Origin of the sequence: Stieleria maiorica, assembly GCF_008035925.1 — a bacterium.
Taxonomy (GTDB): domain Bacteria; phylum Planctomycetota; class Planctomycetia; order Pirellulales; family Pirellulaceae; genus Stieleria; species Stieleria maiorica.
Window position 1 is genome coordinate 4,630,127 of sequence record NZ_CP036264.1, and the last position, 15,773, is coordinate 4,645,899.

A 15,773-nucleotide genomic window follows, 5' to 3' on the forward strand; every position below is an offset into this window, starting at 1 on the left:
ACATGTCAACGTAGCGACGCTCGCCAAAGCGTGGTTCTTCTCCCCGTTTCCGGACTCCGCAGAATCTGGATTCTGCGGTAGTGCAGAATTCAAACGAGATCATTCCGCGATGGATGGTCAATTCCCAGCAGCCATCGGGCGACGAAACACGAGTGACATCAGCCGATTCGCGCAAGCGTTCGGGCCCCAGTGTCGATGAGGGCCCAGCGTCGATGGAGGCCCCAGCGTCGATGGAGGCCCCAGCGTCGATGGAGGCCCGTAGGCTGGCGCCAAACGGCTGATCCGAACAGGGTTTTGCGGAATCGAAAACGCCAAAATCCTACGAACGAAAACGCGGACGAATCGAACGATTTTGCCCAGCCTGGTTTGCACTCAGATGCGCATGGCAACGCCCAGCACACGTCGCACTTCGGCGGGGCTGGTCGTCCCTTCGCGGACCAATTCGGTCGCTCGTTCCCACAGCGACTTCATGCCATGTTCAACGGCAATCCGGTAGGTCTGGCGTGAATCTTTGGTGTCCAGCACCGCACCGGCCAACCCGGCGTCGCGCAACGAAAGGAATTCGCTGACGATCATCCTGCCTTGGTAACCGCTCTGACCGCAGGCCTCACAGCCGGCTGGAGTCCTGCACCAATCGATGGGAAGTCCATAAAAATCGTTCCCGTCATGGCTTTCCTCGGAGCAGTGACACAGTTTCCGCAGCAGACGTTGGCAGCACACACCGATCACGCCGCTGCGCAACAGGTAGGGTTCGATCCCCATGTCCAACAACCGGCTGACCGCGGTGACGGCGCTATCGGCATGAAAACTGGTCAGCATCAATTGACCGGTCAAACTGGCCTGGATCGCAATCTCAGCCGTCACCGGGTCCCGGATCTCACCGATCATGATGACTTCAGGATCCTGGCGCAACAGCGATCGCAATCCGACGTGCAGGTCAAACCCCGCACCTTGGTTGACTTGGCTTTGCGAGACACCCTCGATCGGGACTTCGATCGGGTCTTCCAACGACATCAGGTTGCGGGCGCCGCCGGTCGTGCGGACCAGGTGCCGCAGCGAGGCATACAGCGTGGTCGATTTTCCGCTCCCGGCGGGCCCGCAAATCAGCAGCGCGCCGCTGGTTTCGGCGAGGCAATCTATCAAACTTTCGGTGACCTCGGGTGTATGCCCGAGATCGTTAAGGTGACGGTACTGGTTGCCGTGCCCGAAGAAACGCAGGACGGCGCGTTCTCCGTGAAGCGTCGGATAGGTGCTGACACGGATCTCCGTGGAATCCCCCGGGGATTGCAACCGACCCTCTTGTGGAATGTCGCTTCGATAGGTCAACAAATTCGACAGGACTTTCAGCCGCGAAACGATCGACGAACTCGCCCCGCTGGGAAACTCGCCCAACAGGTGCAGCACGCCGTCATTGCGGAATCGAACGACCAGCCCACCGAGCGTGGGTTGAAAATGAACGTCGCTGGTTCTGACGCGTCCGGCAAATTCCAACAAACGCTCCACGAATTCGGTGGCGTAGGCGTCGGTCGTCGGACTTAAGTGCCGGATCCGCCCGACGATCGCGGCGCGCTGGCGTTCAAGATCAACCGTGTCATGCCGTTGCGGTGAACGATCGGCGTCACCGTGGCCGTTGCGTCCGGGTTTCAAAATCCCGTCGGACGTTCCATGTTCAGACAACGATCCGGCAAATTGACAGGACACACTTTCCAGTTCGCTTGTCAGGGCGCAATCCGAGCGCATCCCTGCGTCCGCCGCTTCGGCAGAAGACGAAGCACCTCGATTTTGTCTCGGTACCGCGTCACTGCGGTCGCGACGCGACCAATCAAAAATTCTCATCGGGCATCCTAGAATTCGCGGTTCTCAATGGCCCGCGTCGCAGCGTCACCGAGATTGTTGATGTACAACGAAAAGACACGGAAGATGATCAGAATCAAAACTGCCGCAATGATGGCCCAAATCAATGCGGAAGAGAAATAGGTGATCGTCGCCATCGAAGACTTCACCTGGCTCTTGAGTTGCCGAAAGTGTTTGTCCAGCGTTTCGGAAAGGCGTCCGGATGCTTCGCCAAGCTCCACCACTTCCAGCGTTTCTTTCTGGAACAAACCTGTATCGCTCAAGACACTGTGCATGTCGCGACCTTGCAGGATCGCGGTTTTGGCCGATTCTGCCTTGCTTCGGAACTGCGGCGTTCCGGCACTTTGGAAGGCCATGTCGACCGCCGACCAGGCGTCGATCCCGGAATCGATCGCCAACGAAAGTGTTTGCACGAAACGGGCTTCGGCGAAGACCCGAACGAGTCGACCGAGCCGAGGAATCCGCGCGAACCAGTCCAACAGGAACGTGAGATGCCCACGATTGGCCAGCGCGGCGATCACGGCCCCGACTAGACAAACCGATCCGACGATCATCCCGTATTGAATCAGCCCGGAGACGCCTACTAGACCGAATCCAAGCAGGTCGGTCTGCGCATCCGAATCCGTCGGCACCATCACCGACGGCAGGTAGATCATCAGTCCGATCACGATCACGGCAATCACCAACTGGATCACCGGCCAAAGGATGGAGCTAAAGAAAACCTTTCGAAACTCCGCCATCTGTTGGTAGTAACCCGATAGCCGATCCAAGACACGATCCAGTCGACCGGTGCGTTCCCCGGCCTCGATCATCTGTGCAAAGTGATCGGGAAAGTAGTTGCCTTGCGCTTTTACCGCGTCGGCGAGCGATCCACCTTGGCGGACGTGATCGGCAACCGACCGCATCCGTTTTCCGTAGCGATTGCCATGGTTCTCCGCCTCCCGATCGAAGACGCGGTGCGGGTCCAATCCGACTTCAAATGAGATTCCGACACGTTCGCACAGTGTGCTGAGCGTCTGGTGTTTGATGCGTGGGGCGAGCACGAGCCTTCCTTTCCGTTTCAAGATCCATCGAGCTGATCACCGAATCGGAAGGATAGCAATTGGGTCACGCCATCCCGTAAAGAAGCTGCGAAGGAATGGCAGTGGTTTGATGAAATGCGGCCGCGCGCGGTCAATCCTTGACGCGGAAACGCGTGACGGCGCCTTCGACAGACGGCAACGCTTCGATTTCCGCAGTCGCCAGCTTGGCGGCCCCCTCACTGGCTTCGTGCGTCATGATCACCAACGGGACCAGTTCCAAATCGGCACCAGAAGCTTCCGATTCATGCTGGATCACCGATGCGATGGAAATCGAATGTTTGGCCAACACGTTGGCGATCGATGCCAGCGTGCCGGGATGATTGGCGACATGCAGCCTCAGATAAAAGCGGCCTCGCAATGTGTCGGCATCGCGCAGGATGGCGCGGGGGGGACTATCGCTGGAAAAGTATTCCAACGTCTGAAACGTCAGTTTCGTCCGTCCGACCGCCGTGTCAATCAAATCCGCAACGACAGCCGACGCAGTTGGCATTTGCCCGGCGCCCAGACCGTGAAAGAAAACCGGACCGACGGCATCGCCGACCGCCCGGATCGCGTTGAACGCGTTTCGGACCTCCGCCAAAGGTGTCCCGATCTTCAACAAGGTCGGCGAAACCGACAACTCCAGACCGTCATCGGTCAGATTGGCAACCGCCAACAATTTGATCCGATAGCCGAGCTCTTTGGCGTAACGCAAATCGACCGGATCCAGGCCGTCGATTCCGACCTTCGGGATATCATTCCAATCGACGGCCGCACCGAAAGCCAAGTGGGCCAGGATCGCCAATTTTTGCGCCGCATCGGTCCCGTCGACGTCCATCGTCGGGTCCGCTTCGGCATACCCTAAATCTTGGGCCTTTTTGACGACTTCCTGGTAATTCGACCCGAATTCATCCATTTGGCTCACGATGAAGTTGCTGGTCCCGTTCAGAATTCCTTCCAGGGATTGCAACTGATTGGCCGACAAGCACTGGCTGATGTTGGCGATGATCGGGATTCCGCCGGCAACCGAGGCTTCGAACGCGATGCTGCGCCCCAATTGTCTTGCCCGATCAAATAGTTCCGGCCCGTGCTCGGCCAGCAGCGCCTTGTTCGCCGTCACAATGTCTTTGCCGGACTCCAATAACCGCAGCATGATCGATCGCGCCGGTTCCAGCCCGCCGATCAACTGGGCCACGACCGTGATTTCCGGGTCATCGACCACTTCATCGATCGAATCGGTCAACACCCCTTCGGGCAGGTCGATCCGCGCGGCCGCTTTGGTCAAGTCCCTCGCGACGGCTTTTCGCAACCACAACGTCCGACCGGCGTGCCGCGCCGTGCGGTCTCCGTGATCGAGCAACAAACGCGCGACGCCGCTACCAACAGTTCCCAGGCCAACAATGGCGATATTTGTCTTTTCCATGACGCCAGATGTTAACCGCCAAACCCGATTTGAACGAGACGGGGCCCTAGCGATGAATGTTGATGAATTGCCAGCCCGAGATCTTCCAGTTCGCACCGAAAGGACGACACCAACGGCACTGGGCCAGCACCTTGACCGGGCCTCCCTTGAGCGACTCGATCGTCAACACCGCCGTGGATCGCTCGGGGATCTCCACATCGGTGATCAACCCGATGCCGGCCGCGGAGACACCTCGCGAAAATGACAGAATTGTCTCGCTGGAACCCCGGATCTGCATCGTCACCGGCCGGACCAGGTGTTCGCGGTGCGCCGACCGATTCTCAATGCGATCGTAAAACGCGTCTTCCTCGAGAAGATCTCGAACGGCGTTCTCGACATCCATGTTCGGTGCGGTACCGGAAAGACGCAACATGTTGGGCAGGCTCCTGCGCTGATCAGCGGGTGACGCGGACGGATCGCGTCACTAAACGAGGACGAGGGATGACGGTCAGTCGGGAATGCGGGACAGACGTGGTCTGCCGACGCGAACCCTGTCTCGCAAGCCTGCGGGGCGTTCTAGGGACGTGCAAACGGATTTGCGGTCGAATCTTTAAGAAACCGACCAATCTCGATCCAGGGGTTCGATCCGCACGTTCATAGCAGCACGCCTAGGTCAGTAAATCGCCCCCCGAACGGAAGAGTGAAGGCGACCGATCGTGACGATCCCGCCGACCGGTCTACAAAGAACGCAGATAGGCCGCGCTCTGCCGAATGCTCTGGACCGGGTGCGGTGAATGGTCTTGTTCGACATGACAGTGTTCCACCCCCGCCTCGGCGGCAGCGGCAAGAATCGGTTCCATCGGGATCACACCGTTGCCCAACTCTTTGAACGCCTGTTTAGGGATTCCGTCGTACTGAGGTGGCGAAACGCTGCGGTCGAGGTCTTTCAGGTGCAATTGGGTCACTCGACCGGAGAGCTTTCGGATCCATTCCGCCGCATCGTGACCACCGACGGCGACCCAGAAGACATCGATTTCGAACTTCATGTCCTCCGAGAACTCTTCGATGAACACGTCATAGCCACAGCGATCACCCTCAAGCGGTTTGAACTCGAACGCATGGTTGTGATAGGCCAACTGAATTCCGGCACGTTTCGCTTTTTCGGCCGCAACGTTGCATTGCTCGGCGACCTTTTTGTATTGGTCCAGCGAACCACGCAGCTCGGCCCCCAAATAGGGCACGACGACGTGGGTCAGCCCGAACTCATTGGCCTTGTCCAGCAACTCCTCAAACGGCTGGACACCTTTTTGATCCGGTTTCAGGATCCCGTCGGTGTTGATGTGCGACGAGTTCACCGCCATCCCATTGGCCTTAGCTTCCCGAATCATCGCGTCGGCACCGGGAAACCCGTACGGTTCGACTTGCTTGTACCCCGCATCGGCAACCGCCTTCAGCGTGCCGGCGACGTCCGCGGCGATCTCGTTTCGCAGCGTGTAGAGCTGGATTCCGATTTCCTTGCGGTATCGGTTATCCGGCTCCAGGGCGTTTAGCCAGTTGGGCCGAGCGAGAGCGGCGGTCAGTGCGGCGCCGGTCGCAATGAATTGACGTCGTTTCATGGTCGTGGTCGATGGTTGGGGTGAGGAAAAGAAACCGGTGCTGTCACCGCGATGGGGAAGGACGGCTTTGCAGCAACCATGATAACCGCCGATTCGCGCAAGCGTCGGGCCCCGTGCAAAAACACACGAGGCCCGAGACGTGTTGTTCCGAATGCGAAGAGGTGTTATGCAGCTCCTCGCACGGATTTGATAAATCTTTCGCCGCTAGCCGACTTGCATCGCCGTCCCCATGGTCACCCCTGGGGCAGGCAAGTTGCTCTCGCCTTGCAGGAAAATGTCGATCGACCGTGCGGCACCACGGCCCTCGTTGATCGCCCAAACGACCAAACTTTGGCCGCGGCGACAGTCTCCTGCGGCAAAGACCTTGTCGATGCTCGTCGCAAATTCGCCATGCTCGGCCTTGAAGTTGCTTCGTGGATCGGTTTCCAGGCCCAGCGATTCGGGGACGTACTGCTCCGGCCCCAAAAATCCCATCGACAGCAGGATCAACTGAGCGGGCCACTGTTTCTCGGAACCTTCAACTTCCGCCATCTGCCACTTCCCGGCTTCATCTTTGGTCCATTCGACCTCGACGGTCTTGATGCCCGACAATTCGCCTTTCGCGTCGACCACAAATTCCTTGCTCAGGATTTGATACTCGCGCGGGTCGCGACCGAATTTCGCTTCGGCTTCTTCGTGACCGTAATCGACACGGAAGATGCGCGGCCATTCCGGCCAAGGATTATCCGGGGCACGGTCGGCAGGCGGTTTGGGCAACAGCTCAAAATTAACAAGGCTTCGGCAGCCGTGCCGCAAACTGGTCGCGATGCAGTCGGTCCCTGTGTCACCGCCGCCGATCACGATGACATCTTTCCCTTCGGCGCTGATGAACCCGTCACCGAGCGTCTCGCCGTGGACGCTCTGCCGCGTGTTGGCGGTCAAGAATTCCATCGCAAAATGGACTCCCTTGGCGTCGCGATTCGGGATCGGCAGATCGCGAGGCTTGGTCGCACCACAGGCCAACAGGACCGCGTCGTTCTCGTTGACCAACTCCTTGGGGTCCAAGTCGACGCCGACATTCGCGTTGGTGACAAACTTGATCCCTTCGGCGGTCATCTTGTCGACGCGGCGCTGGACGGCTTCCTTGGACAGCTTCATGTTCGGGATGCCGTACTGCAGCAACCCGCCGATGCGATTGGCTCGTTCATAAACAGTCACGCTGTGGCCCGCCTTGTTCAATTGGTCGGCGGCGGTCAAGCCGGCCGGCCCGCTGCCAACGATCGCGACCGATTTTCCGGTTCGGCTTTCGGGCGGTTCGGGGACGATCCAACCTTCTTCCCAGGCCCGATCGACGATCGCGTTTTCGATATTCTTGATCGTCACCGGCGGATGATTGATGCCCAGGACGCACGATCCTTCGCACGGTGCGGGACAGGTGCGTCCGGTGAACTCGGGGAAGTTGTTCGTCTTGTGCAGTCGCTCAATCGCTTCCTTCCAACGATTGTTGTAGACCAGATCGTTCCACTCGGGAATCAAATTATCGATCGGACAGCCCGAGCTTGACTGGCAAAACGGCACCCCGCAATCCATGCAACGCGCGCCTTGTTCACGCAGGTGGTCGATCTTGTGTTCGGTGTAGATTTCGTCGTAATCGTTCAGTCGGACGACCGGCAATCGCCACGGAACTTTTTTACGGTCGAACTCTTTGAACCCGGTTGCCTTTCCCATCAGTCTACTCTTCGTCTATCGTTTGAAATGTATCGGATTTGATTCGGTTGCCGCACGCGTGATGCTTACGCGACGGGGCTTGATTCGCCGGCCAGAGCGGCCTGTTCTTTTTGTGCCAACAGCACGCGTTTGTAATCCACGGGCATGACTTTGACGCATTGCGAACGGAACGTCTCCCAATCCTCAAGCGCCTCGGCGGCGACTTCGCTGCCGGTGTATTGCTTGTGACGGGTGATCAGCTCTTTGATCTCGGCTTCCTCGTCGGCATCTTCGATGCGTTCCAGTTCCACCAATGCCAAATTGCACTTCATGTTGAAGTCGCCGTTTCGGTCCCAGACATAGGCGATCCCGCCCGACATTCCGGCGGCAAAGTTGCGACCGGTTTCGCCCAGAATCACGACGCGGCCGCCGGTCATGTATTCACAACCGTGATCGCCGACACCTTCGACGACCGTCCTTGCACCGCTGTTGCGAACGCAGAACCGCTCGGCCGCCCGGCCACGGAAAAATGCTTCACCTCCCGTCGCACCGTACAAGCAGACGTTGCCGACCAAAATGTTGTCCTGCGACTTGAAACTACTCTGTTTGGGCGGATAGACGATGATCCGGCCGCCGCTTAGCCCTTTGCCGACGTAATCATTCGCGTCGCCTTCCAGGTCGATCGTGATGCCGTGCGCCAAAAACGCTCCCAAGCTCTGCCCGGCCGAACCGGTCAACTGAAGCCGAATCGTATCGTCTGGCAAACCGATCTGACCGTACACCTTGGCAACCTCGTTGCTCAGTATCGTTCCCACGGTCCGGTTGATGTTGACGATCGGCGACTCGATCACAATCGGTTCTTTGGTTCTGATCGTGTCGCGTGCCTGATCCAACAGCGTGGTCAAGTCCAGCGACTTTTCCAGTCCATGGTCTTGGGCTTGGCTGCAAATCACTTTGACATCCGGATGCGGTTTCGCGGCGACTCGCAGAATCGCGGTCAAATCCAAACCGTCCGCTTTCCAATGTTTGATGGCGTCGTCGGTGTGCAGCACGTCGCTACGGCCGACCATCTCGTCGATCGTGCGGAAGCCGAGCTGCGCCATGATACCGCGAGCTTCTTCGGCGACCATGAACAAGTAGTTGACCACGTGTTCGGGTTTGCCGGTGAATTTTTCACGCAGGTACGGGTCCTGGGTCGCGATTCCGACCGGGCAGGTGTTCAGGTGACACTTTCGCATCATGATGCAACCGAGCGTGATCAGCGGCGCGGTCGAGAAACCGAACTCTTCGGCACCTAACAGCGCGGCGATTACGACATCACGACCGGTCTTCAGGCCGCCGTCGGTCTGCAACACCACACGGCTGCGAAGGTTGTTCAGCACCAACACCTGGTGGGTCTCGGCGATTCCCAGCTCCCACGGCAACCCGGCGTGCTTGATACTGGTCAACGGCGACGCCCCCGTTCCACCGGTGTCACCGGAGATCAGGATGTGATCGGCGAACGCCTTGGCAACGCCGCTGGCGATCACGCCGACGCCGACTTCGGACACCAATTTGACGCTGATCCGGGCGGCACGATTGGCGTTCTTTAAATCGTGAATCAGTTGCGCCAGGTCTTCGATCGAATAGATGTCGTGGTGCGGCGGCGGGCTGATCAGTCCCACACCCGGCGTGCTGTAGCGGATCCGTGCGATGTTATTGTCGACCTTTTTCCCCGGCAACTCGCCGCCTTCACCCGGCTTGGCTCCCTGCGAAATCTTGATCTGGATCTCATCCGCGTTGGTCAGGTACTCGATCGTGACGCCGAAGCGCCCCGACGCGACCTGTTTGATCGCCGATCGCTTCGAATCGCCGTTCTCCAACGGTTGGAAACGGATGGGGTCTTCACCGCCTTCGCCGGTGTTGCTTTTCCCGCCCAATCGGTTCATCGCGATCGCCAACGTCTCGTGCGATTCGGCGCTGATGCTTCCAAAGCTCATCGCCCCGGTGCAGAACCGTTTGACGATCTCGGAGGCCGGTTGCACCTCATCCAGCGGAATCGAGTTCCCGGTTTCCTTGAACCGCAACAGGCCGCGGAGCGTGCATCGGGTGCGATTGTCCGAATTGATCTTGTCGGCAAACTTCCAATAGGCGTCTTCGCTCTTGGACCGCGCGGCGACTTGCAGGTTTGCGATCGCATCGGGCGACCAAGCGTGCTTTTCGCCTTCGGCTCGCCAGTGGAACTCACCCAAATTGGGAAGCGTCGGTAAGTTGTCGCTCCGTCGTGCCGGATAGCCGAGGGCGTGACGTCGCAGCGTTTCTTCGGCGATCACGTCAAACGAGACGCCTTGAATTCGACTGGCGGTACCGACGAAGCACTTGTCGATGACTTCGTCCTTGAGCCCCAAGGCTTCGAAGATTTGGGCACCCTTGTAGCTTTGCAGCGTGCTGATCCCCATCTTGGCCATCACCTTCAGCATGCCCTTGGCGACGCCCTTGCGGTAGCTGGCGACGATCTTGTCGTCGTCCAACGACGGGTCCATCAATGCGTCGCGACGAGCCTGCCACAGCGCCTCGAAGGCCAGGTACGGATTGATCGCATCGGCACCGTAACCGATCAACAGACAGTGGTGGTGGACTTCGCGGGCTTCGCCGGTTTCGACGACCAGACCGATCTGTGTCCGCTTGGCTTGTTTGACCAGGTGGTGGTGGACCGCACCGGTCGCCAGCAACGCACTGACGGGGACGCGATTGGGGGCGATCTTTCGGTCGCTGAGGACGACAATTTGAATGCCGGCATCCGCCGCGGCTTCGGCTTCGGCCGAGATCCGGTCCAGCGTCGCTTGCAGCCCCGCCTTGCCTTCGCTGCGGTCGAACGTGATGTCGATCACACGGCTGTGCCAGCCTTCGTGGTTGATGTGCGACAGCGCCGCAAGTTCTTCGTTGGTCAAAATCGGATGCTCGACCAACAAGCGGTGGCAGTGCGCCGGCGTCGCGTCCAACAGGTTCTGCTCGGGGCCGATGTAGCACTCCAGCGACATGATCACTTCTTCGCGGATCGAATCGATCGCCGGATTGGTGACCTGTGCGAACAGTTGTTTGAAGTAGTCATAGATCATCCGCGGCTTGTCCGACAGACACGCCAAAGCGCTGTCGTTGCCCATCGATCCGACCGGGTCACGCAGGTCACGGACCAGCGGACGCAACATGAAATTCATCGTTTCGCTGGTGTACCCGAACGCCTGCATGCGATGCAGCAGGGTGTCGCTGTCGAATCCGTGCGGTTCCGCTTCGGGATGCAGGTCCGCCAGCCGGATCCGTTCTTGGCGGAGCCAATCGCCGTACGGCATGGCTTTGGCAAAATTCGATTTCAATTCTTCATCGGGGATCAAACGTCCTTGTTCGAAGTCGATCAGGAACATCTTTCCGGGCTGCAAACGCCCCTTCTCTTTAACGATCGCCGGATCGACCGGCAGCACACCGACCTCGCTGGCCATGATCACGCGGTCGTCGTGCGTCACATAATATCGGCTCGGGCGCAATCCGTTGCGGTCCAGCGTCGCGCCGATGTATTTGCCGTCGGTAAAGGCGATCGATGCCGGGCCGTCCCACGGCTCCATCAGGCACGAGAAGTACTCGTAGAACGCTCGCTTGTCGTCACTCATCGAATCGTGTTTTTGCCACGCTTCGGGGACCATCATCATGATGGCTTCCTGCAACGTGCGCCCATTCATCAGCAAGAATTCGAGCACGTTATCGAAGGTCCCCGAGTCGCTGCAATCGGGTTCGACGACCGGAAACAGCTTTTTCAATTCGTCGCCGAACAACTTGCTTTCGGCCATGCCCTGGCGGGCCTGCATCCAGTTGCGGTTGCCGCGCAGAGTGTTGATTTCCCCGTTGTGGCTCATGAATCGCAACGGCTGGGCGCGGTCCCAACTGGGAAAGGTGTTGGTCGAAAACCGACTGTGCACCATTGCCAGGTGCGTTTCGAAATCCGGGTCGCGAAGGTCGGGATAGTAGGGAAGGAGCTGCGCCGGCGTCAGCATCCCTTTGTAAATGATCACCTTGGTGCTCAGCGAGCAGATGTAGAACATCAGTGCTTGTTTGAGCGTCTTGCTGCCTCGCAACAGATGGCTGGCACGCTTGCGAATGATGTAGAGCTCACGTTCGAAGGCTTCCCCTTTCAGCCCGTCGGCGGCGCCGACGAACAACTGTTCGATCACCGGTTCGGCGGCACGTGCCGTGGGACCGACATCAGCAAAGTCCGTCGCCTGATGCACGTCACGCCAGCCGTACAGGACCTGGCCTCGATCCGCAATCAATTGCTCGATCGTCTTTTTGCACTCGGCACGTTCGTCGGCGTCCTGGGGCAAGAAGACCAATCCGGCGCTGAACCGTCCCGGTTCGGGCAGGTCGACACCCAAGTCTTCCTTGGCCACTTTGGCAAGAAACTTGTGTGGAAGTCCACACATCATGCCACAGCCGTCACCCGTGTTGGGTTCGCAGCCGCACGCTCCGCGGTGATCCATCGCGCGCAGAATTTCGTCGGCATCGAGCACGTTCTGGTGACTCGGAACGCCCTTGATGTGAGCGATGAATCCGACACCACACGCATCCTTTTCGTGTTCGGGATCGTACAGCCCTTGCTTCTCGGGCAGGTGAAACAGTGGATCACGCATCTCGATTTCTTTCGTTGATGTCATCGGAGTGGAAGCTTTCGTTTCGTGTGTGGCGGTGATCCGCATTGCCGTGCGGATCGTGAGCGATATGAATGGTGATTTGATGAGGTGTCGTCGCCGCCTTCTATGCGACGACGGAGGTTCCGGGGCTGATCGTCGCCCCCGGCGTTGGTGACTTCTGGCGATTGCCGCTGCCGCGTTTGTCTCGGTCAGGTTCTAAGGGCCGGCCCAACAGCAATGATCCGAATTCGTAGCCCGCTGCACTCGGCCGGCCGGAGCGACGAAACACGATCCCCAGCGGTCGGACCATCCGCAGATCGCGACAGGCCACCACCCGCAATGCGCCGGTCGCTGTCTCGCGGCGGACGGCGGCCTCGGGCAAGAAGCCGGCGCCGTCGTTGGCCTGGATCGCCCGCACGATCGAATCCGCGTTGTCAAACTCATTGCGAAAATCGACGCGGATCCCCGATCGCTTCAACGTCGAGTCAATCATCCGCCGAAGTTCCAGACTACGGTCGAAACCGACCATCTCGATTCCGTCCAGATCCGCCAGTTCCGCCTCATTGTGTTTGGCCAACGGGTGCCCGGCGGAACAAACCAACCGCACCGGTTCCTTTTGCCAAGGCACCACAACGATCTGTTTGCTCGGCTTGGGGAAACTGACCAGCCCGATTTCCGCGTCGCCGTTGAGCAGGTTTCGGATCACGGCCTCGTTCTGGCCATAACCGATACGTACATCGACCTCGGGATACAAGCGACCGAATTCCTCAATCGCTTCGGGCATATAACTCAGCCCCACGGAATAGATCGCCGCAATGTGCAATGGACCGGCGAGACCTCGCCCGGCCGTAATCACCCGCTCTTCCAGGCGATGGTATGCGGCAAGAATCTCCTTCAGTCCGCAGTGATAGTTCGTTCCTGCAGTGGTCAGTGTCAACGGCCGTGTCGAACGGTCGATCAGCTGAACGCCGAGTGATTCTTCCAGGTGCTGGATCGCTTGGCTGGCGGCACTTTGAGTCACACCGCGAGCGTCCGCAGCTTTGGAAAAGCTACGCAGCTGGGCGACGTCACAGAAAATCTCAAGCGTTCTTAGTTGCAATCGTGTTCCGGTTATTAGAAACTCTAATGCTGAGTGCCCAAACAGTTCGGACTTGCTAATGCGAAGTTAAGCGGATCCTGGGGCATCGTCAAGGCGCGGTAGCTTGGCGGCCCCGCCGGCTGGACTAATGCGGGTATCCACGCCACTACGGGCCCGGAATGTCGCGTTGATACGGACTCGGGGCTCAGGGCTCAGGGTCCTGGTCAAGATTCGGCGAGCCGATTGGTAGGCAGGTTCCGCCGCCGATGGTTGACCATTACGGGGCGCAGTGACCGCTCAACCTCCGGTCGCTTTGAATCGTTGGGGGAGAGTGAAGGAGTAGATCACGATGAGTGACCCCACGCTCAAGACCAGCCACGGAAACCACTCCTTGGGTTGCCAGGTGATCGTGGTCTGTCCCGCGATGCTCGAAGGGTTAAAGAACTCTTTGGCGCTAGAGCCGCGATTGGAATAGAAATTGGCACTGTCGATCACCAGCGATTCGAATCCGACGATGATCGCCATGATGCCCAGCGCAATGAAGAATGCACGCCACATTGTCAGGGTCTCCTGGGGAAGGTGAAGAGAGGCCGGATCGACCGACCGCCGATAGAGAAAGAGGCCCCAAGCAGGGATAGCCTGTCTAAACGGCTCCCAGTCCTTGGTGTCCCACTGAATCATCGACGGCCCCAATGCTTGCAAATCAAAGAGTTCACCCCAGTACCCATAACCGCAACATCCGCGCCAGCCCTCAATCCTTAAATCGGTGCCACCCATCAATCCGTCCGAGAAAGTGCCACCCATCACATTCAACTGGTGTCACCCATCATTCGGACCAAATCAATCGGGCAGCCTCTGGATTCGCATTTTCGCACGGATAGCCGCGGGACCGTTTCTGACCGAGATCGGTCAGAATCCTTCACTCGCGTAAGGAATTGCCGACTCATGTCAGATGTCACCGTCATCGCACTTCGCGATTGTGAATCGATCGCATCTCGGTACCACAAATGACAGAGCGCAGAATAGAAAACTGCAGCCCCCACCAACTCGCGCTCGGCGGCTATCTAAATCGCCCGGGCGGCCTCGCGAGTCCCCTTAGCGACGTGTTCGGCAACCAGTGTCAGAAATTGTTTACTGCGACGACGAGAACGCGTCACCCGCTTGCCTACCCTATCTATCGCGTTCACGCGGCGAAGCATTGGGCGACGCTCCGCTGCCCCTTGGACCAGTGACGGCCGGTCGATTCAGCGAACTTGCCCATCGCGCTCGGTGATCCCGCGCAACAACTCTGGCCAAAGTACCGCTTGAAGTTCCATACCAAGTCACGCCACATCGACAGATCGATTCCCAATCGGGTCAGCACCGACTGCATGCCCTCGGGAACTTCGCGCCCCGACCCTTCGTCACTTTGCTTGGCCGTCCACCGCAGCAGCTTCAAATAGTCGCCCCAGTCCAGATCCAGAAACCCCTTGTCACTGGCGCGCACGCCGCCTTCGCTGAGCTCTGGGTCACTCGCCGGCTTCTTCCCCAGCCGAAACGGCGCCAGCCAGCCGTCACGCCGAATCCGCTTGCCGGTCGGATTGACGCGTTTCTTCTTGCGTCGCTCCTTCAACGCTTCGACCGGCGTTTCGCGAATCGTTTTCCCTGCCTCTGCCGTGTCAACGGGAACCAAGTCAAACGCCGCTGAGTCGATCTGGTCACCTTGATCTGCTTTGATGCGGTCGTAGGCCGAGGTGTGAGGGGCCTGATCCGGCGTTTCCGCCATCGCCGCCCGAACGGGATTCAGGTCCACGTACATCGCACAGGCCAGCAAGCCCGCTTCATCGGCAATCGCCTGCGCCTTGAAACGGCCCTCCCAGAACCGTCCCGTGCATTCATCCTGTTTGTTGGCCATGCGGGCGATCGGTTCACTCAGTGCACGCATGAACCAGGACAGATCCGACAGTCGATGTCGAATCTCTGCCAGCCTTTCCTTGTCACGTGCCAAAGTGGCGACATCGTTTTCGGTCGGTTCGGCGAGGTGTTCTTCCAGTCGCCGCCCGGGAAAGACTCTTAGCCAGCGAATCGCGACCTCCTGATCCGACCAGGCTTGAACGACGTCGGGGCGGTTGCGAAGGATCAGGTGCATGTGATTGGAGAGGATGGCGTAGGTCAGCACATCGACGCCAAAAACCGAAGCGAGGGCCTCCATCCGCCGCCGGATCCATTCACGGCGAAAGCCGTAATCCTTTCCGGTCTGCGGATCCACGCCGGCCAGATAGGCCCTTCGCACGCACCGCTGCACGCAGTGCATCATCGAAATCTCCGCCGGATCAAACTGCTCCGACCGCAATGCACGTCCCATAGCACCCTCCCCAGTTCGAGCGTGCCGATTCTACCACCTGACTACAGGCAGTCAATAGGTGGGTGGCACCAAAT

Annotated in this window: 10 protein-coding genes; all 10 read right to left on the reverse strand. The window is 58.9% G+C overall.

The genetic code is table 11. The annotated features are described in order from the left end of the window. Positions 1-372: 372 nt before the first annotated feature. Positions 373-1,836, reverse strand: a complete 1,464-nt coding sequence (locus Mal15_RS15685) for a GspE/PulE family protein (RefSeq protein WP_233903478.1) — start codon at positions 1,834-1,836, stop codon at positions 373-375. Positions 1,837-1,844: 8 nt separating this feature from the next. Then, on the reverse strand, positions 1,845-2,897 hold the full coding sequence (locus Mal15_RS15690; protein ID WP_147868638.1) for a type II secretion system F family protein: 1,053 nt from the start codon (positions 2,895-2,897) through the stop codon (positions 1,845-1,847). 130 nt (positions 2,898-3,027) lie between these two features. Next, entirely contained in the window at positions 3,028-4,338 is a 1,311-nt protein-coding gene (locus Mal15_RS15695) for a homoserine dehydrogenase (RefSeq protein WP_147868639.1), read from the reverse strand. Positions 4,339-4,384: 46 nt separating this feature from the next. Continuing rightward, positions 4,385-4,750, reverse strand: a complete 366-nt coding sequence (locus Mal15_RS15700; RefSeq protein ID WP_147868640.1) for a PilZ domain-containing protein — start codon at positions 4,748-4,750, stop codon at positions 4,385-4,387. A 304-nt stretch (positions 4,751-5,054) separates the two neighbouring features. Then, positions 5,055-5,933, reverse strand: coding sequence for a sugar phosphate isomerase/epimerase family protein (locus tag Mal15_RS15705; protein ID WP_147868641.1), 879 nt, complete (start codon positions 5,931-5,933; stop codon positions 5,055-5,057). Between the two features lie 204 nt (positions 5,934-6,137). After that, on the reverse strand, positions 6,138-7,640 hold the full coding sequence (locus Mal15_RS15710) for a glutamate synthase subunit beta (RefSeq protein ID WP_147868642.1): 1,503 nt from the start codon (positions 7,638-7,640) through the stop codon (positions 6,138-6,140). A 65-nt stretch (positions 7,641-7,705) separates the two neighbouring features. Beyond that, positions 7,706-12,301, reverse strand: a complete 4,596-nt coding sequence (gltB, locus tag Mal15_RS15715) for a glutamate synthase large subunit (RefSeq protein WP_233903479.1) — start codon at positions 12,299-12,301, stop codon at positions 7,706-7,708. Positions 12,302-12,401: 100 nt separating this feature from the next. Next, positions 12,402-13,376, reverse strand: coding sequence for a LysR family transcriptional regulator (locus Mal15_RS15720; RefSeq protein ID WP_147868643.1), 975 nt, complete (start codon positions 13,374-13,376; stop codon positions 12,402-12,404). Between the two features lie 276 nt (positions 13,377-13,652). After that, a complete protein-coding gene (locus Mal15_RS34685; protein ID WP_233903480.1) occupies positions 13,653-14,159 on the reverse strand; it encodes a hypothetical protein in 507 nt (168 codons plus the stop codon). Between the two features lie 379 nt (positions 14,160-14,538). Beyond that, positions 14,539-15,699 (reverse strand): transposase, encoded by a 1,161-nt coding sequence (locus Mal15_RS15730; protein ID WP_199773673.1) that lies wholly within the window; start codon positions 15,697-15,699, stop codon positions 14,539-14,541. Positions 15,700-15,773 lie beyond the last annotated feature (74 nt).

Coding starts and splice junctions, on each gene's coding strand:
- Mal15_RS34685 (WP_233903480.1), bottom strand. CDS start 14,159: ATGGGTGGCACTTTCTCGGACGGATTGATGGGTGGCACCGATTTAAGG.
- Mal15_RS15695 (WP_147868639.1), bottom strand. CDS start 4,338: ATGGAAAAGACAAATATCGCCATTGTTGGCCTGGGAACTGTTGGTAGC.
- Mal15_RS15700 (WP_147868640.1), bottom strand. CDS start 4,750: ATGTTGCGTCTTTCCGGTACCGCACCGAACATGGATGTCGAGAACGCC.
- Mal15_RS15730 (WP_199773673.1), bottom strand. CDS start 15,699: ATGGGACGTGCATTGCGGTCGGAGCAGTTTGATCCGGCGGAGATTTCG.
- Mal15_RS15685 (WP_233903478.1), bottom strand. CDS start 1,836: ATGAGAATTTTTGATTGGTCGCGTCGCGACCGCAGTGACGCGGTACCG.
- Mal15_RS15705 (WP_147868641.1), bottom strand. CDS start 5,933: ATGAAACGACGTCAATTCATTGCGACCGGCGCCGCACTGACCGCCGCT.
- Mal15_RS15710 (WP_147868642.1), bottom strand. CDS start 7,640: ATGGGAAAGGCAACCGGGTTCAAAGAGTTCGACCGTAAAAAAGTTCCG.
- gltB (WP_233903479.1), bottom strand. CDS start 12,301: ATGACATCAACGAAAGAAATCGAGATGCGTGATCCACTGTTTCACCTG.